Source organism: Chryseobacterium viscerum, from assembly GCF_025949665.1.
Classification (GTDB): Bacteria; Bacteroidota; Bacteroidia; order Flavobacteriales; family Weeksellaceae; genus Chryseobacterium; species Chryseobacterium viscerum_A.
Genome location: NZ_JAPDFT010000001.1, coordinates 809,400 through 835,348 on the forward strand (window position 1 = coordinate 809,400; position 25,949 = coordinate 835,348).

Sequence of the window (25,949 nt, forward strand, 5' to 3'; positions counted from 1 at the left end):
AGCTTCAAGCTTTTTTTAGTATTTTTGTCCAATAAAAAAAGAATGCCCCTTTACCGAGATTTTTCAGATGATAATGCCACCATCCTTGTTTGGAAGTATGATGAAAGTGAAGAGCTTGATATTCATCAACTTCTGGAACCGGAAAATGCCGAGAAGGTAAAAGATTATCATCCTAAAAAATTACTGGAAGTTTTGATGGTGCGGAAGCTCCTGAAAGGATTAAAGCCGGATTCTAAGATTTTATATAAAGAAAGAGAGCCTTTTCTTTCTCCTAACGATGCGGAAATTTCCATTACACATTCTTTTCCCTTCGCTGCCATTGCCATTTCTAAAAATAAAATAGGGATTGACGTCGAAAAGTTTAATCCTAAGATTTTAAGGGTGATTGATAAATTTACCTATGAGAATGAGCGCGGTTTTATTCCTGAAGATAAAGCAGATACTTTTTATACGATTATATGGAGTGTGAAGGAAAGTATGTACAAGATTCACCACTCAAAATATTGGTCTTTGAAGAAAAATTATGAAGTAAAACCTTTCGAGCTGAAGCATCTCCATAAAATAAGCTGCCGTGTTTATGATGATCAGTTTTCAGATGAATTTAAGGCCAGGGTAGAGTTTTTCGACGACTACTGCTTTACGATTGTGGAAGAGTAGAATCTGCTTCGTTTTTATATTTTTCGATCACTTTTCTCTGTTCTTTTGCAACATCATAGATCAGCTCCAGGATATCGTGGATGTTTTTAAGCTCCGTTAAATGGGATACTTTATCAGGATCTCTTCTGTCTACAATGTCATTTTCCTCAATCTCAGTTTTTCTTTTCAGAAGCATATCTTCAATGGATGAATCTTCCGGCTCAAGACGGCTTTCCATTTTCAATGTTTCATTGATGTCATTCCCGTTGAGAAGGGTAGAGGTTTGCTGCATTTCTGCTTCAATCTTTCGGCTCCAGCTTTCAGCATCTATTTCAGGATATTGTTCATTACTCTTGGAATATTGAGAAAGAGAAGCTGTATATGCTGTGATCAGATGTGATGTAGCTACAAATTGGTGAACAACTTCCAGCTTTTTCTGCTGGTTTTTAGGATCCGAAATCATTCTCTGGAAATTGTCGGAAAGGTTGGCTAAAGAAATGATCGCATTTTTTCGCTTTACTTTATAATCTTCAAGGTCAAAATTTCCCTGTAAGAATTTGGAAATTACACTCTGGAAATAGATAAGGTTGTCTGCCGCGGATTTCTTCATCAGATCCAGGTTTTGGGTGTGTTCCCAAACCGGCAGTACAATATAAGATACAGCAAAAGCAATGATTCCGGCAATCGCTGTATCAAAGATTCTGTCTTTAAAAATAATATTGACTTTCCCTGGATTCAAAAAATTAAAACTCAGGAAAACATAGATCGTCATGAATAATACTGCCCAGAAATATCTTCCTTTCAAAAAACTGAAACACATGATCATACTGACCAGCAGAATAGCAAATAAAACGCCGTTAATATGAACAAAATGCAGAATGGCATAAGCAATACTGGCCCCTGCAATGGTTCCATAGAGACGGAGAAGATTTCTCTGTTTCGTAATGGAGTAGGCCGGTTTTAAAATGGCGGTAATGGTAATTAATATCCAATATGTATGTCCCAGTCCCAGAAAATCGAACATCGAGAAAATATACCCCAGCAGCAAAGCTGTTGTAATTCTTATCGCATGGCGGAAATGGGAAGAGGATAAGGAAATGTTATTCCTTAGAACCTTAGCATTCAGTTTGGGTTCATTAGGCATGAATTTCCTAAGGTCTAATCCCGTGGATAAACTTTTCGCAAGTTTTATATTCTGAGAAAATACTTTATAAATTTCGTTGATTTCTTTCGTGATTTCATAGATACGCATCAGAATCTGGCGCAGGATCATGAAATTTTCCAGATTGTCAGAAGAAAGCTGCTTATTTCTGAGTTCGAAATAGTTATAATTAAGATTCTTTAATTCCAGTTCCAGATTCACCATAGGTTTTGCCCTTGTACCACTTTGCAGCGCGATTCCGATATTGGTAATCTCTTCTGCCAAAAGATTGAGATAATCATGAATATTAACCAGGATCATGCTGTCCTCAAAACTCTGTTGAAGCTTCTGATAATCACTTTCAGAGGTCATCAGCTTCTCATGAAGGTCCATGGAATTCAGAAACATCAGCATCAATAAACGGCTGGTTGTTGTAGATTCATTGACGATGGTTCTTGTTTTAAAAACCGTTTCTCTGGTGTCTTCCTGCAGGTTTTTTATCTCAATCTGCTTTGCAATAACCTGAGTGGTCAGTTTATTAAAATCCGGATTCTTCTGATAATAATTAGCTTTAATCTTTAAAAACTCGGCCAACTGAAGGTAGTTTTCCCCAATCATCTGGCTTGCCAGTTTATAAGGACGAATTGTGGTTACAATAAGGAAGATGAGAAGAAACCATATACAGCCACAAGCAAAAATCAGTAAACTTTTAAATATATTACTTCCCGTAAGATGACCGTCAATAAAGATGGCGAGTACAACAAGCGATAATGAACCTACTGCCGCCAATCTCTGACCGTAAACTCCGATCAGGGAGAAAAACATCCCAAATACGATGACTTCCAGAAGCACCAGTACTTTGATATTCATCACAAGGCTGGCAATAAGTGCAACAAAAACAAAACAGAATATTGCAAAAGTAAGGGCATTTCTTCTTCTGATGAAAGGGCCTGGCTGATCTGTAAGAGCTACAAAGCTGGTTCCGAGAGGAAAAAGAAAATATTCCTTCAGAATTCCGAAGTGGGCAAGGACTAAGCAAGGCAGAACAGTAGCTAATGTAATTCTGATAGCAGAATATACATACTGACTGGTTACAAATTTTTTTAATTCTGCCGAATAGTTCATACTACAAAAATAGTTATTGAATTTAAGAAAATTGCCATAAAAAAGAGACTTTTATAAACTTAAATATTATATTTTTTTAATGGCATGCCATTGTAGTGGTTTTAACATTTCAGCAGAACACTCATGTTCCACGAATTCTTATCTTAGCTTATCTCAATTCCTAAAACAGCAGGCTCATGAAAATCATCAGTAAAAATATCTTCTTCATTTTATTTTCTATTATCATTATAAGTTGCGGTTCGCAGAAGAAGGATAACTTTAATGCTAAGGAAATTTATAAATCCAGCAGTCTGGTTATTACCCAGATTTCACAAAATGCTTTTATCCATACTTCTTTTAAGCAGACGAATGATTTCGGAAATGTACCGTGTAATGGACTCATTGTAAAAGATAATAATGAAACCATTATTTTTGATACACCCACTAATGATAAAAGCTCAGAAGAATTGATACAATGGATCAATGAAAAACTTCATGCCAAAATCAATGCAGTGATTCCAACTCATTTTCATGATGATAGTTTAGGAGGATTGCTGGCGTTTCATAAAAAAAACATTCCTTCTTATTCATATGCTAAAACAATAGAACTAGCCAAAGAAAATCATTTCGTTGTTCCTGAAAACAGCTTTAATGATTCTGTTGTTTTGAAAATAGGAAATAAAGATGTTATTGCAAAATATTTTGGGGAAGGTCATACAAGAGATAATGCTGTTGGATATTTCCCAGGTGAAAATATTCTGTTTGGAGGTTGTTTGTTGAAAGAGCTTGAGGCAGGGAAGGGATATTTAGGGGATGCAAATGTCTCTGCGTGGTCAAATACCGTTGAAAAAATTAAAAAAGAATATCCTAACGCGAAGATTGTAGTTCCTGGACATGGAGATTATGGAGATAGGAGACTTCTTGATTATACTATTATATTATTTAAAGGTCAATAGTGAATTTTTGCTTTGCAAAGTGAATGGTGAATGATTGCAGCGTGTAAAAGAAATTGACAAGCGAAGCGGATTGACGATTCACAATTGATTATTTGAAGGTCAATAGTGAATTTTTGCTTCGTAAAGTGAATGGTGAATGGTTATAGCGTGTAAAAATTGACAAGCGAAGCGGATTGACGATTCACAATTGCCACAAAAAAAGCCTCATTTTACATGAGGCTTTTTATATAGCTGTAGCTTTTTTTAACGATCGTTATTGGATGTTTCTTCCCCGATATTCCAGGTAAGACCGAAACGAAGTGTGTTATCCAATGCACTGTTGATTTTTGACATGTTGATCAGGTAAGAAAGATCCAGCCCGAAAGAACGGTATCTTAAACCAACACCCGCTGTAGCAAACTGTCTTGCTCCCTGCTCTTCACTTTCATGGAAGTAACCTCCTCTTACAGAAAATGCATTATCATAAGAATATTCTAAAGCACCACTATACATGATACTGTTTTTGTTTTTGAAAGATTTTCCGATACCAGCCATTGGCCCTACATTCGGGATTTGATAAATAGGCTGTCTTGTATTGGGATCAATTCCTGCATACTCAGATCCGGGAACCAAAAGTTTTGAACCTTCTACAGAAATTCCAACTCGGTTCATATCATCCAGGTACATGTCATACCCAACCCCTAATCTTGCCATTGTAGGAAGATAAGATCTTGATTCTTCATTTCCTGTATAATCCAGTTTTGGACCTACGTTCTGAATAGCTAAACCTGCATTCACTTTACCATCATATCCTCCGATACTGGAGAATCTTGGCGAGGTATAGTATGCTGAAACGTCTACTGCAAAACTGTTAGCCGCTTTAAGTGTAGTGTCTGTGTTGAATCCTCCGGCTAAGTCTGAACGGATAAATCTACCGGTAACAGCACCCGAGAATGAATCGGAAAGCTTCAAAGCATAAGCAACGTCAATAGAGAATTCGTTTGGTTTTGATGTACCCATTGATGCAATTTCTGTACCTACCAACTGAGTCAGGTCTACCTGTCCCATGTTGAAATAATAGATACTTGCAGAGATTGTAGATCTTTCTTCCTGCCCCAGAAACTTATGGAACGAAGCATATAATAAGAATACATCATTGGTAAGTTTTCCCATGTAAGGCGTATAGTTAAGACCTACGGAAGAACTTGTTCTGCTGAAAGGATATTTAGCCGCATTCCAGAATTGTGAAAATGCATCCGGAGAGGTTACCACCCCTTGGTCTCCCATACCTCCCGATCTCGCATCAGGTGCAATTCTTAGGAAAGGGGCTCCGGTAAGAACTGGGTTTACTTTACCTAAATCTTGCGAATAGCCTAAAAAACCAGCACTCAAACCAAATCCTAAAAGCAGTTTAGTAGTTAAATTCATATGTTGTCTTTTATATATTATCAGTTTTTTGTTAATATTATTGTCTATGTATTATTTAATTATTTCAAAAGTACCATTTTTTCTACAGCTGTAGCACTTCCTTTGCATTTTTCTTGATTTTGACTTTTTGCAAATATCTTAAAAATATACGTACCTTTTGCTACTGTTGACCCAAAATCATCTCTTCCGTCCCATTCTATTGCCTGACGAGGGGTTCTAAAGCCCTGTAGGAACGGTTCTGCGACTACCGGCTGTGATAAAGTTCTTACCAATCTTCCGGTTATTGTATAAATTTGTACGTTCACATCCAGAATATCATCACAATTGTGTTCAAACTGAATATAGGTTTTATTTGTAAATGGATTTGGCCAGTTCAGCGGACGGTTGATCGTCAGGTGTTGGTCAGATTCATCCTTAACTTCAAAATTTAACGTAGCAGATGTAGAATTATTGTTTATATCCCAAACTTTAAATGTCAACTGGTGTTGCCCAATCGCTAAATTTCTGAAAGGATAGGTTACATTTCCTTTTTGGTAGTCGGCAAGACTTGGATTTAAACATCCATTTCCTTCTCCCGCAGAGTAAAAATCATTTAAAACAACAGTATTGATAATCTGCCCGTCCAGGTATGTTGTAATATCGTGACCTACCCCTGAACCTGTGGAATTGATTCCTGTGTCATCCGTAAGACAGGCAAGAAGCATTGGATTCTGGTTGGTAATTCCACCATCCGCAAAGTTGGTGTTATTCATATACAGCTTTACTTTTGGAGGCTGGCTGTCATTGATTCCATTAGGATTGATATCACCTACCTGTACTGCCTGGTTGTTGAAAACATCCGTTGCCTTGTTGTCTGCATAGGCTAAAATTCTTCCCTGGCCCACCGCATAGTTGATGTCTTTAGGAACATAGAATTCTGCAGTGAATACTCCGTTTACAGCGGTTCCGGCAGCTTTTACAATAGCACTTCCTTCCTCTGTATAGTCTAAAACCGGAGATAAAACACCGGTGTTATTTAATGTTTTCTTATTTAATCTCTTATCAAAAATATTGATGCTGACTCTCCCGTTGAAGGTATTGTTCAATGTTCCATTCGGATTATTGACGTGTCCTTTTATTTTCACAAAATCCAAACCTCTGATCAGTCCAGGAACCGGAGTTTCAATGTTGTCAATGGTAAGAAGTCTTTGCGGTCTGCTTAATTTCATAGCAGGGTCACCCAGAAAGTTTACCTTTAAATGGTTATTGTTTGGCCCCTTCTGTTTTTTAGCCAGTAAATGTGCATTACCTAACGAATTGAAATCGTCACTGGTTAATTTAAAAATATTCTGAGTAAATGTATTGGTGAAATCACGCCCGTAATCTACCCCAATAGCACGGCTGGAAGTAATCATTGCTGAGGCACCTCCCTGTTTCATTTTGATAAACTGTTCTCCTACAGAATTGGTTGCAGGCTCATCCCATAATGTAAATTCACATGTAATGGTAGAGACAAACGGAAATCTGCTGTATACATTAGAGAAATTATTGGCATTCTGAACCTCAGTAGTTGTTAATACTCTTTCCTGTGCCCAGCCGTTAATTCCTCCGTGTCCGAAATAAAACAGATATAAACTGTTTCCGATAGCATTGGAAATAGCCTGGTTTACCTGTGGATATCTTCGTCCTCCGGATGTACTCTGAGCGGTGAAGGCATCCATATATAATTTTTTAACATTATATTCTTTAAGTTCCGTCTGTCCCGGTTGTTCAAATATGCCGGCCAGAGAACTGTTCATTACATTATGAAACGGACCTCCTCCCTCGTCATTATCATCCACTACAAAGTCAAGTCTCATACGCCAGTCTCCGAACGGAGTGGACTGCCCCTGAAGGGAGTTGTAATAAGCCAGGGTTTTATTGATCATATCTCCGGCCTCGCTTGCATTCGCAGCCGGAATTCTACCCACGGGCAGATCCGGTAAATTGTTTTCAATTAATGATGTGGTCTGTGGCTTGGTCATTACAATATAATCATCCGTTACGAATGAGGATACGTAATCTGAAGACTGCTCACTCTGGTAGCTGGCAACAACGTTTGTATTGTTGGGAACCCTGTTTTTATAATCAAATGAAGCATCCCCCAGAATAAATACATATTGAAGTCTGCCAAGAGGAGTATTGAGCTTGCTGACAAAATCTCTTACAGCCGTAAGATCTTTACTTCCGCTGCCAAATTCTTCATAGATTTTATTGACGTCTACAATTTCTACTTTATAATTATGAGCGGTCTGATGATAGTTGGCAAGTCTCTGTGCCTGGCCCATCATTTCAGGAACCGTCAGAATCAGGTAATCTATATTTTGTAAAGCAGAAAGATTCTGATTGGAAATTCTCCCTACAAACTGCGGGCTGAAAGCTGCATCAGCACGGAAAGCTACAAATTCATTATTGAAATTCTGATCGGCAGCAGTATAAGCAAAGTTGAAAGCGCCGGCTCCGGCTTTATTCACTCTTCGGCTGGCATTGGTAATATCCGTTACATCCCATACCTGCTCTATATTAGCAGCATTGGTAATGCTGAATCCATAGTCTGTATTACTTCCACTTACAATTGAATAGTCCCTGAAGTTCATCTGTGAGCCATTGAAAGCCAGATTTTCTTTGTACTGAACTTCCGCATAATCAAAATAGAAAGTTCCGTTAGGGTTTTTAGAAATATCAGGATTCAAAACCATTGTAATCTGATTTCCGGTAAGATTGGAAAGCGTTCCGGAATAGGTTACAGGGTAGAAGGTATACTGATAAGATGAAGTATCTGTTGGGATCGTTTGTAGTGGATGCGGATTTAAATTATTGATCTTAAAATCAATCGTATTCTGTTGCGAATTATATGCTACCACCTGAGTTCTGTATCGTATAACATCTCCAGCCTGTATTGGTGAGTTGGTAGAAAATGTCAATGTTTTTTCATTGCTGAAAGGAGTGTCTTCCACCCATGTTCTGCCCACTTTCAACAAGTTTTTCTGATCCTTGTTGATCACCTGGTAATTGTCATATCTCGTAATCAGCTGGGCAGGAAGGTTTCCGTCAACAGTCGGAACTCTTTTCCCTGAACCTTTGTCAAAGTTGATATAGTAATAAGAAAAATCTTCATATATATTTTTGACATTATTACTTCTTTCGCTGAATCGGGTATCTTTTCTTTTAAAGCCATTTCCATTGGCAGTGTCGTAAAGGTTATATCCATCAGGACCCTGAGCGTAGAAAAGAGCATAATCATTATCGTTCCATACCCCGTCATCTTCACCTACAACCTGGATGGCATTCTCCTGCAAAGCTCCATATCGTGCATCCTGATTATATTCAGGAAGCAATATTCCTCCGTTTCCATAAATTCTGAAGTTTTTAGGATTTACAGAGCTGGGATTGATGCCGTTATCCTTTAAAAACTGTGCTGTAATTTTGAATACACCGGACTTATCGACTTTTATTTTGTAAAAGTTGCCGCTTGATAATGGGTTGGAAGTAGTTCCTATTTTATTAACAGTCCCTGTAGTATTTACAAATGAAGAGGCTTCTGAAACATTAAACGAAGATAATCTCTGAACGCGGCCTTTTACATTTTTAAACAAAGCAACACTGATGCTGGCATAGCTGTCTCCATCTAAATTATAATAAGAAACATCTGCTACATCATAATCAGGAAGTCTTCCTTTATCCAACTCAAATAAATCCTGAGCAGGAACGCTTTCCCAGACAAGGTCTGAAATTTTCAGCTGCTTTTCTCCGATTTTTTGCTTGGTTACTATAAAAACATTATTTTGGCTGAAAGAAAAACCCTCATTTTTGAAATTAGGAAGATTTAATTTTGTGTCGCCAAAATCCTGAATTTTTGAACCATTCCATTCTATGGTGTTCCTTTGGGCGTAAAGTGTTGATGCAAAAGCGATTAAAGATAGAAGCGTAATTTTTCGTCTCATGTTTACTATTGAAATTGCTAAATTACAAAATAAATGAAAATTTTAGAATTAAATTGCGATACAATAAAATTAAATTGTTAACGTTTTTCAAAAAAATCAAATGTTTACTTGATTTATTGAATAATTTATTTTTTCTTTGTACTTTGAAAATATTTATATCGACTATGAAAAAACTAAAGTTGTTTTCATTAATAGCATTAAGTTCTACACTTGCATTAACCAGCTGTGGCGGATCGGGAACCAGCAAAGGTGGCGGTACCAAAAAATTTGTCAGTAAAACGGGTTGGAAACCAAACGAAAAACAAGGTTGGTTTTTTGCAGGAAAGCAACAAAAGCAGAAGGGGTGGCCTGGAATGGTATATGTAGAAGGTGGAACTTTTACAATGGGATTAGTGAAAGATGATGTTATGCACGATTGGAATAACACACCTCGCAGAATGCAGGTAAGTTCATTCTTTATCGGAGAAACAGAAATTACTAACTACGAATACCGCGAATACCTTACATGGTTGAAGTATGTATTCCCACCAAGTGATCCTAGTTTTAAGGAAATCTATAACGGTGCTTTACCGGATACCTTATTATGGGACAACAAATTAGCAAGAAACGATTATAATGAAACGTATCTGCGTTCTCCGGAATTTGATTATTATCCGGTGGTAGGAGTTTCCTGGACTCAGGCAAACAGATACTGTGAATGGCTGACAGACAGAGCGAATGAAAAAGCTTTGATGCAGTCTGGTATTATTGCCAAAGATTTGTATATCAACGAATCCAACAACCAGGGAGGAACTGCATTCAACATGGATAAATTCAAATCGAATGATCCTGAAATGCAAGGATATATCAATGAAAAAAGAATGCAGCAAAAAACTGGTATGAAAACCACAAACCAGAGATTGCTTGCAGCTAACAGAGCTCCAAATTCTGCAATGGTACAGAAGTTCAGACTTCCTACCGAAGTTGAATGGGAATATGCAGCTCTTGGTATGGCAAAAACCAGAGAATATAACCAATACCTAGGTAAAAAACCTGAAATCGAAAGATTAAGAGGTACCAAAGGAAGAGACAGAGGAATGTTCCTTGAAAACTTCAAAATGGGTAAAGGTGACTATTCAGGGATCTCAGGATGGAAGAATGATGGTTCTGCACAGACTTCTGATGTAAGAAAGTATCCTTCTAACGACCTTGGGGTATATGGTATGTTCGGAAACGTTTCAGAATGGACTGCGGATGTTTACAGACCAATCATTGATGAAGATTACAGCGATTTCAACTACTATAGAGGAAATATGCCTCAGGCTATTGTAAGAAATGGTGACGGAACTTATAAAATGATCGACGAAGGTACTATCAAATATGATACTTTGGCTGACGGAAGATTAGTTTATAAAGGACTTCCTGGACAATTTGAAAGACAAACTATCGCTGATTACAGAAACTACAGAGATGGTGACAGACAGTCTTCTTTAGAGTATTACAGAGCTTCTGATTCTGCTGCAGGATTCGATATGTACAATGCTCCTAAACAAAGCTTTGTTGTAGACGGAGCTGGTAGAGTGAAATTACAGAAAGATACCAAAGACAGAACTTCAGCAGTTTCTAACGAGGTTAGAGTTGTAAAAGGAGGTTCTTGGCAGGATACAGCATATTGGCTGGATCCGGGACAAAGAAGATATAAAAATCAAAACAGAGCTTATGGTTGGGTAGGATTCCGTGTTGCACAGGATTCAAGAACTAACGATAAGGGTAGAACTAGAAGATAATATTTATCAAAAAATACTTATAAAAAACCTTCCGGACTTTCGGAAGGTTTTTTTATTTTTGGATCATGAAATCGCTTCGGTTAAAAAGTCTAAAATACTTATAGAGATTTGGCGATTGCATGTGACTTCTTTTAAAAAAATATATATTTCCACATGAATATAGAACAGTTTTATCCTTTATTTCTGCAGGCCGCAAAAGTGACCATTGATAGCAGAAAAATAGCAGAGAATGATATTTTCTTTGCCTTTTCCGGTGAAAATTTCAATGCAGCTACATTAGCGGAAAAAGCCATAGATGATGGAGCTTTGGCAGTAATTGTTGAACTTCCGGAATTCGAAAACAGAGATAAAAATATTTTCTATGTTCCGTCTACCCTTGAGTTTTTACAGCAGCTGTCTATCTATCACAGAAGCAAACTTAGTATTCCTTTTATCGGGCTTACAGGAAGCAATGGGAAGACAACTACCAAAGAATTGATTCATGCTGTCCTTTCAGAAAAATACAATGTGCAGTATACATTTGGAAACCTGAATAACCATATCGGAGTTCCTTTGACAATCCTTTCCATTAAACCGGAACATGAAATGGCTGTGATTGAAATGGGAGCTAATCATCAGAAAGAAATTGAATTCCTTTGTACCATCGCTCAACCTGATTTTGGATATATTACCAATTTTGGGAAAGCTCATTTAGAAGGATTCGGAGGTTTTGAAGGTGTGATTAAAGGAAAGTCTGAGCTTTATGACTATCTTAAAAACAATAACAGAACTATTCTTGTTAATGAAAATGATCCTATCCAGACTGAGAAAACTGAAAACTATTCACCTAAGATTACTTTTGGAAAAGTGACATCGGATTACAATTTTGAATCTTTTTCAGAAGAACATTTTGTAGGGTTGGCATATCAGGGAGTAAAGGCTGTTTCAAAACTCACTGGTGAATATAATTTTACCAATCTTTGCGCAGCGGCAAGCCTGGGACTTCATTTCGGAATCAGTTTTGAAAAAATAAAACATGCTCTGGAATTGTATACGCCTACCAATATGAGATCTCAGGTTGTGAAAAAAGAGGGGAGGACTTTGGTTCTGGATACTTACAATGCCAATCCAAGCTCTATGACGGCTTCGTTGAATAACTTTATCAGTTTTGAAGGCAGTAAGACTATTATTATTGGTGATATGCTGGAATTGGGTGATGAAAGTGAGAAAGAACATCAGAACATTTTAAAGCTGGCTCAGGATCTTCATTTCAACGAGATTATCACTGTTGGAAAACATTTTAAAGAGGTTAATTCTTCAGACCTTGCTTTTGAAAATACAGCAGTCCTGATAGAATATTTAAAACAGAATAAAATTCAATCTGAAAATATATTGTTGAAAGGTTCCAGGGGGATTGCTCTGGAAAAACTAATCGACTTTGTATAATACAAAAAAAAGGAGGTTGAATGTTGTTGAATAATAACTACTTCCAGCCTCCTTCTTCCAGCTTCTGACCTTTAAGCTTCCAGCTTCTTTATATCCCAGAATTCTTTTACGATCAGTATAATATTTTTAAAGGTACTTGGGAAAACTTCATTTTCAATTTCTGATGTCGTTTTCCAGGCAACTTCAGTAATGCCTTCTTCTATTTGCGGTTTGGAAGTATCCTCTCCGTCAAAGTTCATTTCAAACCAATGGGTGCATTTTAGGATCTTTTCTCCGTTTCTTTCTACATAAATATGGTAGGTGGTATTGATGAATTTTATGAGTTCAACATCACTCAGCCCGGTTTCTTCTTCTATTTCCCGTACTGCAGACTCCTCTCTGGATTCTCCTTTTTCCATCTTACCTTTTGGAAGATCCCATTTGCCAAGTCTTTTAATAAAAAGAACTTTCCCTTCAGGATTATTCACAAGGCCTCCCGCTGCTTCTATAATTCTGAAAAGCTTTTGAAATTCCTGCCATATTTCATCCAAATTCTCTCCATATACATTAAGTTCCTGTACAGAAGTATTCTCCAGAAGGTCTAATGCTATTTCTAAAGTTGTGAAACTTTCATACCGAATTTCTTTTTCAAGATTTTCAGGATGTTTAGACACCAATAATTTTTTTTCGTTCACAAAAACTTTATACATCTTATATAGTAGATTTTAGAATTGATTATCAGTGATTTGTTATTTTTCAAAACAATAAAAAATGACTTTTTAATTATTTTTTACTACAATCACTCACAAATATATAAAATTGTAATAGAAATTAAACATTAAACAGAGGCATATTTTACGTATTTATGATGGAGCATAGAAAGTAAATTCCCTTATTGACGCTCTCTTTCTTGGCTATTTACATAGAAACTGTCAGGAATTGTTTTTAAAGGCTTTTAAGCTTTAAGATTATATTTCAAAAGTATGTTTTAGTGGTGTCTTTGTAGACAAATTTTTATAATTTTGTTATTGTGATAAACGGATACCTGCCATTCTTTGTCTGATTGCCGGATGATCAGAAAATTATGTAATAAATAAAATATTGACTATCAGTTTGGAGTATTTATGCACAAAAACTTTATACATTTGTAAGAGTTAAGAATTTAATTATAAAAAATAAGAAATGAATTTAGAAGGACGAAAGATTATTGTCAATAAATCATCTAAAGAACTTACCGAGTTGCTGAAATCACCTGAAAATTACAAAGATTTTATGCCGGATGGTCTTCAAAAATTTGAAACAAGAGATAACGGATTTAAATTCGGATTACAGGGAATGCCGGAAATTGCGTTAAAAATAGATGAAGTGGATGACCAAAAAGCTGTTTTAAGATCTGCAAGTTCAAGTTTGGACTTCACTTTAACAGCAACTTTAAACCCGATTAATGATAACCAGACTGAAGTTCAGATGTTATTTGAAGGGAAATTCAATCCATTCATCAAAATGATGGTAGAAAAGCCATTACAGAACTTTATCAATACGCTTACCGATAAAATCGAAGCTTATAAATAATAAAAAAACCTTCATTTTTGAAGGTTTTTTTTTATTTTAATGTAGTTTTATGCTATGGCTCCAGAAGAGTGGTCAGAAGAACTTCCTGTAGCAGATGAAAGTACATTCACCTCATTATTGAGCTTTAGAACTCCCATAAAAGCAAAGATCAGAGCTTCCTTATAATCAATAATTTCTTTTTTAGGGATAATCACTTCAGCTTGTGTTTTTGATCTTATTTTTTCAATTAAAAATGAATTGTAAGCGCCTCCTCCAGTAATAAGGATATTCTTTATGTTATTTTTATTGATGACATTGGCGATCTGCTGGGCGGTATGCTCTGTAAAAGTTGCCAGGGCATCTAAGATTTCAATATTTTTAAGAGCTGGAAATATATGTTCATGGCACCATTCGATTCCCAAAGATTTTGGGTGTGAATTCTGGTAAAAATCTAAAGCATTAAGATCGTTCAGTAAAGTTTCATTGATTTTTCCTTTTTGGGCAAGCTCTCCGTTTTCATCAAAACTTTTGTTGATGTGCTGAGCCAGATGATTCAATACAATATTCACCGGTGCTATATCAAAAGCGATTCTTTTTCCATCTGACTGTAAAGAGATATTGGAAAACCCGCCAAGGTTTAAACAGGCGTTGTATTCTGAAAAAAGTAATTCATCACCTATAGGAACCAATGGAGCTCCATTTCCTTTCATCAGGACATCCTGACTTCTGAAATCATAGATAACGGGTAATCCGGTTTCCAGTTTTATCGCTCTGCCATCACCTATCTGAAGTGTAAATTTTCGATTAGGCTGATGGAAAATCGTATGACCATGAGAGGCAATCAAATTGATGTTTTCGAGTTGATGCTTATGAATGAATTCTTTAACCTGCCGGCCAAGATAAAAACCATATTCGGAATTCAGTTCCAATAAATCTTCCGCAGAAAGATGAATGGAGTGTCTAAGCTTATTTTCCCAATCCTCAGCATAGGGGATTGTTTCGGCTTTCAGGATCTGAAAAGACCATTTGTCTTGTTTCTCAAATTCTGCGAGACAGATATCCAAACCGTCCAGACTTGTCCCGGACATCAGTCCAATAGCCAGAGCTTTCATTATTTTGGGGATTATTTTTTATTCTCAGAAATTCTCTTTGAACTGAAATCTCCTGAGTTGTTATAGAAAGTATATTCTGAAAAGTCATCCTTTGCAGTCATCCCATTGGCTCCTACCAGTGTAGAGCCGTCTTCCATGGTAACATATACTGTATCTTTAGTGTAGATTCTGTTCTTTTTTTGGTCCCAATAAATACTCTGCATTGCAAATCTCTGCCCTTCATTGGTTTTTATTCTTACATCACCTTTGGCTTCGTAGAATTTTTTATATTCAAAAATACGTGCGTATTTCGCGGTAATCCTTCCCGGAACTTTAGGTTTCTTTTTATCAAAAAACTCAATATCAATTCCTTTTCTGGCTACTACATAAGGGCTGTCAATCAGCTCATATTTTTCAATGATGGGAGCTTTGGCTTTTAAAGTGACAAAGCCGGAGTCACGCTGTATAATATTGGCGTTGTTGATGATCTGTGAAGGGAAATTTTTGCTTTGGCTGCCATTTCTTTTGGTAAGATCTTCTTCACAGGATGTCAATATAAAAAATATAGCACAACTAAAAAGGCATGCTATATTTTTATATGATATTTTTTTTGAAAAATTCATTCTAGTTATAAAGAGTCTTTCTGAACCATTTATCAGCAAAATTAAAGCCGATTTTCAGGTTGATGAAATTCTGGTTGATCAGGTTGTTTTTAAGAGTTCCTCTTTTACCTACTTCCAGACCTATTTCCAGACCACTCATTCTTGTGATACTACTTGTTTTGAATGGAAGCATTACTCCGGCAGAAATACCGAATTTGTTAATGCTTGTCCCTTCCAGTTTAAGGTTTCCTCTTTCATAGAAAGCTCCGTATCTGTAGATTACCCTTGAGAAGTAGTTTCTGAAGTTATTATAGTTAGGAAGGTACCATCCACCGGCAGAAACTCTGTAAGTATCCTGAAAGTCGAAAGTTTTACCAAAATAAGCAATATCTTCTCCTTTTTTATAATCCACCTGTCCTGATAGGAACCAATGGTTTTCACTTCCATATCCAACCCCTACGGATGCCTGTAATGGAAGAAGGTTTTTAGATTTTGTTTCTTGCTGATCTATGATGGTTTCATATACCTTAGTGGTTTCCTGAGCATCAGAGTATCTGTAAGTACTGTTGGTATACTCAGTAGTCATATTACTGGTGTTACCAAAAGTAGCGGTAGCTCCTACTGTAAACTTCTTGTCAGTACGGGTATTTAAAGTCTGGTAGCTTGTACCCAGTGTAAAATTAAAGTTTCTGACTCTGTTTTTAGTCTGATAACCATTCACATATTCACCAGCATAACTGCCTGTAGCAGGGTTGTATGCACGGAATTCATTAAGGTCATTAAGGTCACCAAAATAAAGGTTTGCTCTTGCTCCTACAGAAAGTTCCTGATTAATTTTATAAGAAACAGCAACCTGTGCCGCATTCAATGTTCCGCTTCCTTTAAAGTTATTTTTATACATTGGAGTTCCATCTGCAGCGAATTGTTCATTTACGATATCGTAGCTTTTAGAACTGTATGGCTGATAAGAGATCCCCATTTTCACTTTAGATGATAATGGAAATGCAAGTGAAATATTGGAAAGATACGTAGAATGCTTTGTAGATTTCATATCGTTATAATTCGATTTGAAATAATTGTTTTCGTTGGTAGCTTCCAGTTTGATACTCGTAAGTTCAAAATTGGCATTGTTTGCTGGGTTGGCAAAATTGAAACTACTGGTAAAATCACTTATAAAAGCAGTTGATATACCTCCCATAGAAGTAGTCTCGATCGTATTATCATATTTCACATCCCCAATTCCATAAGTTGCATAAGGAGAGTTACTTAAACTCTGTGCATTAAGAAAATATCCAACTGATATGAATGATACTACAAAGATTTTTTTCATTCTTTATTTTTAAAATAATGCGCAAATATCTTAAATATTAATGAATTGTAAAAATTATATGTGGTTAAAGTTTGTTAAGGGCTTTTCTTTAAAAGAAAAATGCAATTTTTCTGCAATAAAAATATCAATTCTGTTTTACAAAAAAGACTGCCCTATGATGAACAGTCTTAGTTTTATATGTAGTATATTTTGTTATTATTTTACCTGAAGAACAGAACGGCTGTGGCTAAAACACTCAAAGCTGAATTTCCCATGATATTTACCCATTCCTGAAGTTCCTACCCCTCCGAAAGGTAAATAATGTGAACCCACATGAATAATGGCACTATTGATCTCAGCATCTCCGCTTGTGGTATGATTTAAAACATAATCTGCCAGCTCCTGATCTTCTGTGAAAACGTATAATGCTAAAGGTTTTGGACGGTTATTGATTTCCTCCAAAGTTTCTTCAATATCATTATACGTCATGATAGGAAGTATGGGACCGAAGATCTCCTGCTGCATTACCTGATCATTCCAGGTAACATTATCCATTACAGTTGCTTCAAAATGACGTGTTTCAAGGTCATAATTTCCTCCGTAGATTACTTTTTCCGGAGCTGCTTCCAGATAACCTGCAAGATGTTTAATTTGATTTTGGCTCACAATTTTCCCGATTTTTCCTAATGACTGGCCGTCATAAGTGGCATTTAAATGAGCTTTAAACTTTTCAATAAAGTCATCTTTTATAGATTCGTGGATATAAATATAGTCCGGAGCAACACAAGTTTGCCCACAGTTAATCCATTTTCCGTAAGATATTCTTGCTACTGCTTTATCCAGATCTGCATCTTTATGAACAATCGTAGGAGATTTACCTCCAAGTTCCAGAGTCACCGGAATCAATTGTTCTGCAGCGGCTTTCATCACAATTTTGCCAACATTCGGACTTCCTGTAAAGAAAATATAATCAAAAGGCAGGCTTAATAGCAACGTGTTTTCTTCAATAGCGCCCTGAATGACCGATACATAAGATTCATCAAAAGATTCTTTTACAATATTTTCAAGAACCTGGGCAACATGAGGCGTATTTTCAGAAGGTTTTATAATGGCTGTGTTTCCTGAGATTAAAGCTCCGATAAGAGGACTGAATGTTAATTGAACAGGGTAGTTGAAAGGTCCGATAATATAAGTAACTCCATAAGGTTCATACATTATTTTGCTCACCACTTCAGCTCCCGATGGATGCGGTTTTGAAGGTACAGATGTAGATTTTGCCCACTCATCAATATTTTCCAGCAAGTAATCCAGTTCACTGATGACAATTTGAATTTCCACATATTCTGCTTCCTTTCTGCTTTTCCCCAGATCAATAGATAAGGCTTCACAAAGGTCATCCGTATGTTGCAAAAAAACTTCACGGAATTTTCTTAATTGTGCTTTTCGGAATTCAATATCTTTTGTTTGATTGGTTTTGAAAAAGGCTTTCTGCTGTTGAAATATTCCTCTGATTTTTTGTTCCAGGTTTGTATCCATTGGTTTAATATTTTAATATTTGAAATTGGTGTGAAATGGTAATGAATTTACGAAAAATTTCACTCGGTAAATTTATTGTTTAAAATTAAATTGTGTGAAATATAAATTTAAGTTTTATTCTAATCTTATGATTGATATTTCCTATAATAGAACTAGGAGTGTTGCTCTTTTGAAATTTGTAGTCTGTAGTTTTATACATTTTAAGCAGACTTAATTTTATAAATTGAAATAAGATTTTTTATCTTTGAAACATGAATTGGGAGAACATCGCCGGACAGACAAATCTGAAAAAACTTCTTAAAGAAAGCATTGCCGAAAACAGAGTGAGCCATGCCCAGCTTTTTGTAGGAAAAGAGGGATACGGAACATTACCTATGGTTTTGGCCTATGCAAAAGAGATTCTAAATCGTGAAAATGAACATGCTGCAGCAAAAGTAGAACATCTCAATCACCTGGATCTGCATTTCAGCTTTCCTGTTTTTACGGACAATAGAAATTCTTTAAGCAAGAATAAATTTGATGAATTCAGAGAAATGATCATGGCTTCTCCTTATGCGAGTTATGATGACTGGACTGCTTTTTTAGAGTCTGAAAACAAACAGCTGTTTATTTCAGCAGATGAAATTGATGACCAGAACCAGAAGTTTTCTTTGAAAAGTTTTGAAGGAGGAACCAAAATTCTTATTGTCTGGAGAGCTGATAAAATGAATACCGCGGCTTCAAACAAATTTTTGAAATTTTTAGAAGAACCTCCGGCTAAAACAATTATCCTTCTTACTGCAGAAAGTACCAATGATATTCTTCCTACTATTCTTTCCAGAACACAGATTGTAGAAATCCCGAGAATACATGATGAAGATATTGAGAACCATCTCAAAAAGAACTTTTCTGTTTCAGAAGAAAAAGTGAAAGAGATTGTTCATGAAGCGCAGGGAGATCTTAATGATGCTGTAAAACTGCTGAACTCCGGAGATAAAACCAATGAATTTGAAAAACTCTTTGTGCAGTGGGTGAGAGACGCCTTTATGGTAAAAAAGAAGCCTGAATATTTAAGAAGTATAATTCTTTGGGCCAGAGAAATTGCAGGATGGAACCGGGAAAAGCAGAAAAATTTCCTGAATTACTGTTCCGAAATCTTTAGACTTGCACTACTTCAGAATTATCAGTCTGAGAATCTGGTATATAAAAAGATAGATGCAAACGGATTCAACTGGACAGGGTTTTCAAAATTCATCAGCGGAGCCAATATTGAGAGTATCTTAGAAGAAATAAATGCAGCCGACCTGCATCTGACCCGAAACGGAAATCCTAAAATTGTATGGACAGATCTTGGGATAAAACTATCAAGATATATTCACAAAAGCATATAAATAAAACTCCGGCAGCAATACCGGAGTTTTTGTTTTTCATTTTTTTTAAGCTTAAAATTTTTAAAGAAATAAAAGGATTTATTGTAACGAGTTATCTGAACTTTAAATAAACCGAGCAATTACTGAGGTTTTTTGCCGGAAACAGAGGCTTTTTTATTAGTCCTGTACTATATTATAGAGATCATCTTTTATTTACAATAAATTAAATCTATATTAAAAAATCAATCAATCGTTTGATTTTATATAAAACTTGTGTAAATTTGCGCCCTGAAAAATGAACACTAGCATGATTTCAAAAGAAGAAAATATATTATTTGCAGCCGAGAAGCTTTTTGCCGAAAAGGGGTTTGAAGGAACTTCCACCAGGGAAATTGCAAAGGAGGCTAATGTAAACATCTCTATGATCTCATATTATTTTGGCTCTAAGGAAAAACTTTATGAGAAATTAGTGGAATACAGAATGAATGAAGGTCAGTTTTTTTCAAAAGATCTTTTGGGACGAACCGATATCAATGAATGGCAGAAAATTGAAAAAGTAATTGATCAGTTTTCTAATAAAATCAGAACTCAAAAATGCTTTTACAGGATTATGCAGAGAGAGCAGCTGCATACTCAGAATCCTCAGATTGTAGAATTTTTGAAGCAAATCAAAATGGGATTTCTTTCTATGTATTCACAAATATTGGAAAGTGGTCTTAAAAATGGAATTTTCACCAAAAAACCTCCTATTTATCTGCTTCATTCCACAGTAAGCGGAACTTTATTCTATGCTTTCAACGCGAAAGAAATGTATAAAGAATTCCTGAATGAAACAGAAGATGAGGCAGCTTTTGATGAAAGATACTATACAGAACTTAATAGACACATTAAATACTTACTAAAAGACCTTTTAGGTTATGAAGAGAATAAATAACTCAGTGATTGCATTATCACTATTCGTAGGAATAGCAAATGCAAATGCTCAGGAGAAAAAAACACTTTCTCTTGACGAAGCTGTGCAGCTGGGAATCCAGAACAGCAAGAATCTCAAGATCGATGCAGCCAAGATCGAAGAGGCTACAGCTGATCTTTTGGAAGCTAAAAACAGACAGTTGCCGGAATTAAAAGTATCAGGCAGCTATATGTATCTTCCGATAAAACCCAATGTAGATATCAAACTTCCGGGTGTTTCAGGAGCAGGAGGCCCCGAAGTACATCAGGTGCTTTATGGTTCAGCTAATCTTAGTGTTCCGATTTACAGCGGCGGCCGAATCAAATATGGTATTCAGTCGGCTAAATATTTGGTAGAAGCTTCCAAATTAAGCACTGAGAACGATAAAATTGCTATTGCTTATAACGTAGCTCAGGCTTATAATAATTTGTTTAAAGCTAACCAATCAATCAAAGTTTTTGAAGAAAACCTTGCTGCTTCTCAAAAAAGAGATGAAACTTTCCTTAAAATGGAAAACAATGGTCTGATTGCAAGAAATGACAGATTAAAAGCAAACCTTCAGACTTCAAATATTGAACTTCAGCTATTGGAAGCTAAGAACAATTATAATATTGCCAACATCAATATGGATTTGTTATTAGGCATTCCTGAGACTACAGAGTTAGAAGTGGATGAAAACTATATTGAAGAAGGTTCAGATGTGAAACCGGTTGATTTTTATGTAACTGAAGCCAGAGAAAACCGTAAAGATTTACAGGCTTTAGCACAACAGAGAAAAGCGGCAGAGCTGGGATCAAAGGCTGCAAAAGCTGAAAACCTTCCTTCTATTGCATTTACCGGAGGTTATGTAGCTGCAGATATTCCTAAATTTCTTACCGTATACAATGCTATCAATGTAGGAATTGGGGTTTCTTATAACTTATCCAATCTTTGGAAAGAAAATTCTTCATTGAGACAATCGCAGGCAAGAGAAAAACAGCTTGCTGCTACAGATGAACTATTGAATGACAACATTAAGCTTGATGTGAACAGAGAATATCAGAATACAGACTATTCAAAAAAGAGAATTACTGTTTTCGAAAAATCTGCTGAGCAGGCTAATGAAAATTACAGAATCACAAAAAATAAATACGATAACGGTCTTGCAACCATGACAGAATTACTGGATGCAGACGCAGCGCAGATCGCAGCAAACGTAGGTGTGATCAATGCTAAGGCAGATGCAGCATTAGCATACAGAAAACTATTACAGACAACAGGAACTTTAACAATTAAATAATCAGATCGAAACCAAAATGGAAAATAATAATACACAGGCAGCTGAACCTAAAAAGAAAAAAAGTTTAGTTTTTCCTATCATTTTAGCGGCAGTAGTAATCGGAGGAGGAATCTATGGTTACAGAGCCTTTACTTACGGACAGTATCATGAAGAGACTGACGATGCTCAGATCGCTTCCAATATGGCACCGGTAATTTCTAAAATCTCAGGATATGTAGCTCAGGTAAAAGTAAAAGACAACCAGTTTGTAAAGAAAGGAGATACCTTGGTGATTTTGGATAACAGAGATCAGAAAATGGCACTTGATCAGGCTCAGGCAGCATTATCAACTGCTAAAAGCAATATTTCAAATGCAGAAGCTACTACTACAGCGACTTCTAAAAATATCGGCTCTTCCGAAGCGGCAGTAGTAACTGCTAATGCTCAGATAGAAGCTGCAAAAGTAAACGTTTGGAAAACTTCTCAGGATTTGAAGAGATATGCTAATCTTGTAAAAGATCATTCTATTACAGAACAACAATACGAGCAGGCTTTAGCTGCAAAACAATCTGCAGACAGACAATTACAGGTTTTAGTTGACCAGAGAAATCAAATTGCTCAGCAAACCCATATTGCTTCTTCTCAGACCGCAGCAAGCTCACAACAAATTAGTGTCGCAGGATCTGTTGCCAAACAAAGAGAAGTAGATGTAGAAAATGCAAAACTGAATTTATCTTATACTGTAATCCTTGCCCCTGAAGACGGATATGTAGGAAAAGTACCTACACAGGCAGGCCAGTATCTGCAGGCGGGAGCACAGTTGTTTGCTTTGGTTAAAAACGACCAGAAATGGGTAGTGGCCAACTATAAGGAAACACAGGTAGACAAAATGGTAGAAGGACAGAAGGTGAAAATTGAGATTGATGCTTTCCCTGATCAGGAATTTGAAGGAGTGGTAAGCTCATTCTCGCCGGCTACAGGAGCTACTTTCTCCATTCTTCCTCCGGATAATGCAAGTGGTAACTTCGTAAAAGTAGTTCAGAGACTTCCTGTAAAAATCGATTTTGTAAATCTTGATAAGAATATTGCCAAAAGATTGAGAACAGGAATGAACGTGAAGGCAGAGGTCGCTTTGAAATAGTATTCATGTACTTACGTAAAATGTATTCATGGTGAATTGAAAATCATTAATACATCCTACATTTTACATTAATACAAATATTCGAATAAAAATTATGCAAGATTCATTAGTAGAATATGGAGCGCGGAGAGTAATCATTACGATTACGGCTATCCTTTGTGCCCTTCTTGAAATTGTAGACTCCACGATTGTCAATGTTGCCTTGAATGAAATGAAGGGGAATCTTGGATCTACACTTTCTGAAGTGGGATGGGTAATCACGGCTTATGCCATTGGTAACGTAATTATAGTACCAATGACGAGCTGGCTTTCCCAGCAGTTTGGGCGTAGAAATTACTTTGCGGCATCCATCATTATATTTACCATATTTTCATTTTTATGTGGAAATGCGACCAATATCTGGGAACTTGTGTTCTTCAGACTGATGCAGGGAATCGGTGGGGGAGCCTTATTGGTAACTTCACAGACGATTATTACGGAATCTTATCCGATTGAAAAAAGAAGTATGGCACAGGCCATTTATGGTTTGGGAGTAATCATTGGTCCTACCTTAGGTCCGCCTCTTGGAGGGTATATCGTTGATAACTTCAGCTGGCCATATATTTTCTATATTAATATTCCGATTGGAATTGCAGCAACCTTGATGACACTGCAGTTTGTAAGAAGTCCGAAATATGCAGAAAAACGCAAAGTTTCGGATGTAGACTGGATTGGAATTGGTTTACTGGCAGTAACGGTAGGTTCATTACAGTTCATTCTGGAAAGAGGACATGAGGAAGACTGGTTTGCCAGTGGGATGATTGTAGCATTTACAGTAGCTGCTGTTCTAGGATTTATATTATTCCTTTGGAGGGAGCTTACTTTTAAATACCCAATTGTTGAGCTCAGGGTACTTAAAAACAGTAATCTGAGAATCGGAACAATGATGTCATTCGTGCTTGGATTTGGGCTTTATGGTTCTACGTTCATCGTTCCATTGTATACCCAGAGTATTTTGGGATGGACGGCACTTCAGTCAGGAGCTTTGATGATTCCGGCTGCTTTAACGACAGCTTTCATGATGCCTATTATTGGGAGATTACTTGCAAAAGGAGCAAAACAGCAGATCCTGGTTTCTTTAGGATTGTTCATCTTCTTTGTCTATAGTTTCTGGGGATATAAAATTTTGACACCAGATACCAGTAAAGATGCGTTTTTCTGGATGCTGATCGTAAGAGGAGCAGGTTTAGGACTCCTGTTTATTCCAATCACGTCCTTATCATTAAGTACATTGAAAGGGCAGGAGATTGGTCAGGGAGCAGCATTTACCGGGATGATGAGACAGCTTGGAGGATCTTTCGGGATTGCAGCCATCACAACTTTTATTGCCAATGCAGGCCAGAAGTATAGGAATAGCCTGATTTCTCATCTTGACGAAAACAGTTTTGATGTCCAGCAAAGACTGGCAGCTCTTAAAGCAAGTTTTGTAGCGAAGGGAATGACACCAGATGCAGCAATGAATGCCGCCTATAAAATGCTTGATATGTCTGTTACCAAACAGGCAACAGTACTCTCTTATATGGATGTCTTTCTTTACCTCGGGGTAATATTCCTGGTATGTATTCCGTTTATCTTACTTGTAAAAGAAAGAAAGAGCAAAGAAAAAATAGATTTGAGTGAAGCCATGCACTAAATTTTAATTAAAAACCTTCGATATTCTCGAAGGTTTTTTTTATCCATTTCTGTTGTAAAATAATATTAGGCAGTAACTTTCAATTTTAATTTTGTTAAATAAAAAATAATATCACTTATTGGAGAGTTTAATTATTTTTTCTAGCTTTACACGAACAAATGAAAAAATATGAATAGATTCCCTTACCCCTCAAACCTTTTTCAAAAAGGAATTTTTCCAATAGAATACCGAATTTTTATCTGAATATCAATTGATCGGGAGCTGTCTTTTACTTTGTTTTTATATCGAATAAAGACGATGTTCTTATTTCCGAAAGCTTTATAAAATACTGCCTTTCGTTTCATTATTTAACTAAACCATGATCTCAGCATACTTACAAAATATTAAATATGAATCAAATACAATTACCGGAAACCTATTTGGCATTATCAGACTTCCGAAAGCATGATATCTTTCTTCCTGAAATGAATCAGGCTCAGATTATCTCAGATTTCTTTCCCGGAACCTTTACAGAACTTACCCAGCGTCTGTCTGATATTACAGGAGCTTTTTATGGCGGAATGCTCAAGCAGATTGGCAGACTTTACGGAGCCGATGCAATTGAGCAGCTTTCCAGTACTTTTATGTATGATCTCGGATCCAGAATGACACTGAGAAATCTTGAAATAAAACCTAATCTGCAGCCTGGTATTCCGGCTGTAGCCAAAATATTGATAGGAGCAATTTTTACATCCAGTCCCGAATATAATTTTGAATTTAAAGAATTAAATGAACACAAATGTGAACTGCTGATCAAAGGAGTAGACCGTTACCATAAAATCACGCAGAGCCTGCAGATTGCAGGTCTGTTGAAATGGCCTGTCATAAAACCTTTTTTACAGGGAGTTTGCGATACAATGGGACTGGATGTTTTACTAGACATAAAAGTACTGAAACTTGATCCGGACAGTTCATGCTGCTATCATGTCATGGTCTCTGAGAAATAGGATAATTATCAATGATCTCGTTGATTATACAGATTCCGCAGACCTTATTGTAATGAATTTTTATCTCAAAATATGAATAAAAGCGGACTTTAGTCCGCTTTTTCTGTAAATGAATGTCTAATGGCT

The 25,949-nt window shown here is 36.4% G+C and carries 19 protein-coding genes; 11 read left to right on the forward strand and 8 right to left on the reverse strand.

Annotated features, from left to right (window positions below):
* The first annotated feature begins 42 nt into the window (after positions 1–42).
* Complete coding sequence (locus OL225_RS03780) at positions 43–657, forward strand: 4'-phosphopantetheinyl transferase family protein (protein WP_047378459.1); 615 nt, start codon at positions 43–45, stop codon at positions 655–657.
* Here OL225_RS03780 and OL225_RS03785 read toward each other — a convergent pair.
* Positions 638–2,902: an FUSC family protein gene (locus OL225_RS03785; protein ID WP_047378458.1), complete on the reverse strand. Its 2,265-nt coding sequence runs from the start codon at positions 2,900–2,902 to the stop codon at positions 638–640. The two genes, OL225_RS03780 and OL225_RS03785, sit on opposite strands and share 20 nt — an antisense overlap.
* A gap of 176 nt (positions 2,903–3,078) precedes the next feature.
* Between OL225_RS03785 and blaCHM the strand changes: the two genes are divergently transcribed.
* A complete protein-coding gene (gene blaCHM / locus OL225_RS03790) occupies positions 3,079–3,837 on the forward strand; it encodes a CHM family subclass B1 metallo-beta-lactamase (protein ID WP_264517317.1) in 759 nt (252 codons plus the stop codon).
* 243 nt (positions 3,838–4,080) lie between these two features.
* On the opposite strand, the gene porV is transcribed toward blaCHM, so the two are convergent.
* Positions 4,081–5,244, reverse strand: a complete 1,164-nt coding sequence (gene porV / locus OL225_RS03795) for a type IX secretion system outer membrane channel protein PorV (protein ID WP_047378455.1) — start codon at positions 5,242–5,244, stop codon at positions 4,081–4,083.
* Between the two features lie 59 nt (positions 5,245–5,303).
* On the reverse strand, positions 5,304–9,206 hold the full coding sequence (porU, locus tag OL225_RS03800) for a type IX secretion system sortase PorU (protein ID WP_264517318.1): 3,903 nt from the start codon (positions 9,204–9,206) through the stop codon (positions 5,304–5,306).
* 164 nt (positions 9,207–9,370) lie between these two features.
* On the opposite strand from porU, the gene gldJ reads away from it, so the two are divergent.
* Both gldJ and OL225_RS03810 read left to right on the forward strand, forming a co-directional pair.
* Positions 9,371–10,972, forward strand: a complete 1,602-nt coding sequence (gldJ, locus tag OL225_RS03805; RefSeq protein ID WP_047378453.1) for a gliding motility lipoprotein GldJ — start codon at positions 9,371–9,373, stop codon at positions 10,970–10,972.
* A 153-nt stretch (positions 10,973–11,125) separates the two neighbouring features.
* Complete coding sequence (locus tag OL225_RS03810; protein WP_264517319.1) at positions 11,126–12,397, forward strand: UDP-N-acetylmuramoyl-tripeptide--D-alanyl-D-alanine ligase; 1,272 nt, start codon at positions 11,126–11,128, stop codon at positions 12,395–12,397.
* Positions 12,398–12,468: 71 nt separating this feature from the next.
* Here the strand turns inward: OL225_RS03810 and OL225_RS03815 are convergent, their stop codons facing one another.
* Positions 12,469–13,086 carry an NUDIX hydrolase gene (locus OL225_RS03815; RefSeq protein WP_264517320.1) on the reverse strand — a complete coding sequence of 206 codons (618 nt, stop codon included), beginning with the start codon at positions 13,084–13,086 and terminating at the stop codon, positions 12,469–12,471.
* Between the two features lie 472 nt (positions 13,087–13,558).
* Between OL225_RS03815 and OL225_RS03820 the strand changes: the two genes are divergently transcribed.
* On the forward strand, positions 13,559–13,948 hold the full coding sequence (locus OL225_RS03820) for a hypothetical protein (protein ID WP_047378450.1): 390 nt from the start codon (positions 13,559–13,561) through the stop codon (positions 13,946–13,948).
* A 47-nt stretch (positions 13,949–13,995) separates the two neighbouring features.
* On the opposite strand, the gene OL225_RS03825 is transcribed toward OL225_RS03820, so the two are convergent.
* The 4 genes from OL225_RS03825 to mdlD all read right to left on the reverse strand — a co-directional run bounded on the left by OL225_RS03825 (position 13,996) and on the right by mdlD (position 18,465).
* Positions 13,996–15,039, reverse strand: coding sequence for an anhydro-N-acetylmuramic acid kinase (locus OL225_RS03825; protein ID WP_264517321.1), 1,044 nt, complete (start codon positions 15,037–15,039; stop codon positions 13,996–13,998).
* Between the two features lie 11 nt (positions 15,040–15,050).
* Entirely contained in the window at positions 15,051–15,641 is a 591-nt protein-coding gene (gene lptC, locus OL225_RS03830) for an LPS export ABC transporter periplasmic protein LptC (protein ID WP_047378448.1), read from the reverse strand.
* A gap of 1 nt (position 15,642) precedes the next feature.
* Positions 15,643–16,950, reverse strand: coding sequence for a hypothetical protein (locus tag OL225_RS03835; protein ID WP_264517322.1), 1,308 nt, complete (start codon positions 16,948–16,950; stop codon positions 15,643–15,645).
* 195 nt (positions 16,951–17,145) lie between these two features.
* Positions 17,146–18,465, reverse strand: coding sequence for an NAD(P)-dependent benzaldehyde dehydrogenase MdlD (mdlD, locus tag OL225_RS03840; RefSeq protein WP_264517323.1), 1,320 nt, complete (start codon positions 18,463–18,465; stop codon positions 17,146–17,148).
* A 251-nt stretch (positions 18,466–18,716) separates the two neighbouring features.
* On the opposite strand from mdlD, the gene OL225_RS03845 reads away from it, so the two are divergent.
* From OL225_RS03845 to OL225_RS03870, 6 genes are all read left to right on the forward strand, one after another.
* Positions 18,717–19,835 carry an ATP-binding protein gene (locus OL225_RS03845; RefSeq protein ID WP_047378445.1) on the forward strand — a complete coding sequence of 373 codons (1,119 nt, stop codon included), beginning with the start codon at positions 18,717–18,719 and terminating at the stop codon, positions 19,833–19,835.
* A gap of 286 nt (positions 19,836–20,121) precedes the next feature.
* A complete protein-coding gene (locus OL225_RS03850) occupies positions 20,122–20,748 on the forward strand; it encodes a TetR/AcrR family transcriptional regulator (RefSeq protein WP_264517324.1) in 627 nt (208 codons plus the stop codon).
* The gene (locus OL225_RS03855; RefSeq protein ID WP_047378442.1) at positions 20,732–22,045 is read left to right on the forward strand and encodes a TolC family protein; all 1,314 of its coding nucleotides are present in this window, start codon (positions 20,732–20,734) and stop codon (positions 22,043–22,045) included. The genes OL225_RS03850 and OL225_RS03855 overlap by 17 nt, the downstream gene beginning before the upstream one ends.
* A 16-nt stretch (positions 22,046–22,061) precedes the next feature.
* A complete protein-coding gene (locus OL225_RS03860) occupies positions 22,062–23,165 on the forward strand; it encodes an HlyD family secretion protein (protein ID WP_047378441.1) in 1,104 nt (367 codons plus the stop codon).
* A 94-nt stretch (positions 23,166–23,259) separates the two neighbouring features.
* Positions 23,260–24,837, forward strand: coding sequence for a DHA2 family efflux MFS transporter permease subunit (locus tag OL225_RS03865; RefSeq protein ID WP_047378440.1), 1,578 nt, complete (start codon positions 23,260–23,262; stop codon positions 24,835–24,837).
* Positions 24,838–25,226: 389 nt separating this feature from the next.
* The gene (locus tag OL225_RS03870; RefSeq protein ID WP_264517325.1) at positions 25,227–25,823 is read left to right on the forward strand and encodes a hypothetical protein; all 597 of its coding nucleotides are present in this window, start codon (positions 25,227–25,229) and stop codon (positions 25,821–25,823) included.
* The last annotated feature ends 126 nt before the right edge of the window (positions 25,824–25,949 follow it).

Bases quoted from the DNA above. Each gene is read 5' to 3' on its own strand.
- OL225_RS03820 (WP_047378450.1), top strand. From the start codon at position 13,559: ATGAATTTAGAAGGACGAAAGATTATTGTCAATAAATCATCTAAAGAA.
- OL225_RS03810 (WP_264517319.1), top strand. From the start codon at position 11,126: ATGAATATAGAACAGTTTTATCCTTTATTTCTGCAGGCCGCAAAAGTG.
- gldJ (WP_047378453.1), top strand. From the start codon at position 9,371: ATGAAAAAACTAAAGTTGTTTTCATTAATAGCATTAAGTTCTACACTT.
- porU (WP_264517318.1), bottom strand. From the start codon at position 9,206: ATGAGACGAAAAATTACGCTTCTATCTTTAATCGCTTTTGCATCAACA.
- OL225_RS03850 (WP_264517324.1), top strand. From the start codon at position 20,122: ATGATTTCAAAAGAAGAAAATATATTATTTGCAGCCGAGAAGCTTTTT.
- OL225_RS03855 (WP_047378442.1), top strand. From the start codon at position 20,732: ATGAAGAGAATAAATAACTCAGTGATTGCATTATCACTATTCGTAGGA.
- OL225_RS03780 (WP_047378459.1), top strand. From the start codon at position 43: ATGCCCCTTTACCGAGATTTTTCAGATGATAATGCCACCATCCTTGTT.
- OL225_RS03835 (WP_264517322.1), bottom strand. From the start codon at position 16,950: ATGAAAAAAATCTTTGTAGTATCATTCATATCAGTTGGATATTTTCTT.
- OL225_RS03870 (WP_264517325.1), top strand. From the start codon at position 25,227: ATGAATCAAATACAATTACCGGAAACCTATTTGGCATTATCAGACTTC.
- OL225_RS03845 (WP_047378445.1), top strand. From the start codon at position 18,717: ATGAATTGGGAGAACATCGCCGGACAGACAAATCTGAAAAAACTTCTT.
- OL225_RS03815 (WP_264517320.1), bottom strand. From the start codon at position 13,086: ATGTATAAAGTTTTTGTGAACGAAAAAAAATTATTGGTGTCTAAACAT.
- lptC (WP_047378448.1), bottom strand. From the start codon at position 15,641: ATGAATTTTTCAAAAAAAATATCATATAAAAATATAGCATGCCTTTTT.
- mdlD (WP_264517323.1), bottom strand. From the start codon at position 18,465: ATGGATACAAACCTGGAACAAAAAATCAGAGGAATATTTCAACAGCAG.
- OL225_RS03785 (WP_047378458.1), bottom strand. From the start codon at position 2,902: ATGAACTATTCGGCAGAATTAAAAAAATTTGTAACCAGTCAGTATGTA.
- porV (WP_047378455.1), bottom strand. From the start codon at position 5,244: ATGAATTTAACTACTAAACTGCTTTTAGGATTTGGTTTGAGTGCTGGT.
- OL225_RS03825 (WP_264517321.1), bottom strand. From the start codon at position 15,039: ATGAAAGCTCTGGCTATTGGACTGATGTCCGGGACAAGTCTGGACGGT.
- OL225_RS03865 (WP_047378440.1), top strand. From the start codon at position 23,260: ATGCAAGATTCATTAGTAGAATATGGAGCGCGGAGAGTAATCATTACG.
- blaCHM (WP_264517317.1), top strand. From the start codon at position 3,079: ATGAAAATCATCAGTAAAAATATCTTCTTCATTTTATTTTCTATTATC.
- OL225_RS03860 (WP_047378441.1), top strand. From the start codon at position 22,062: ATGGAAAATAATAATACACAGGCAGCTGAACCTAAAAAGAAAAAAAGT.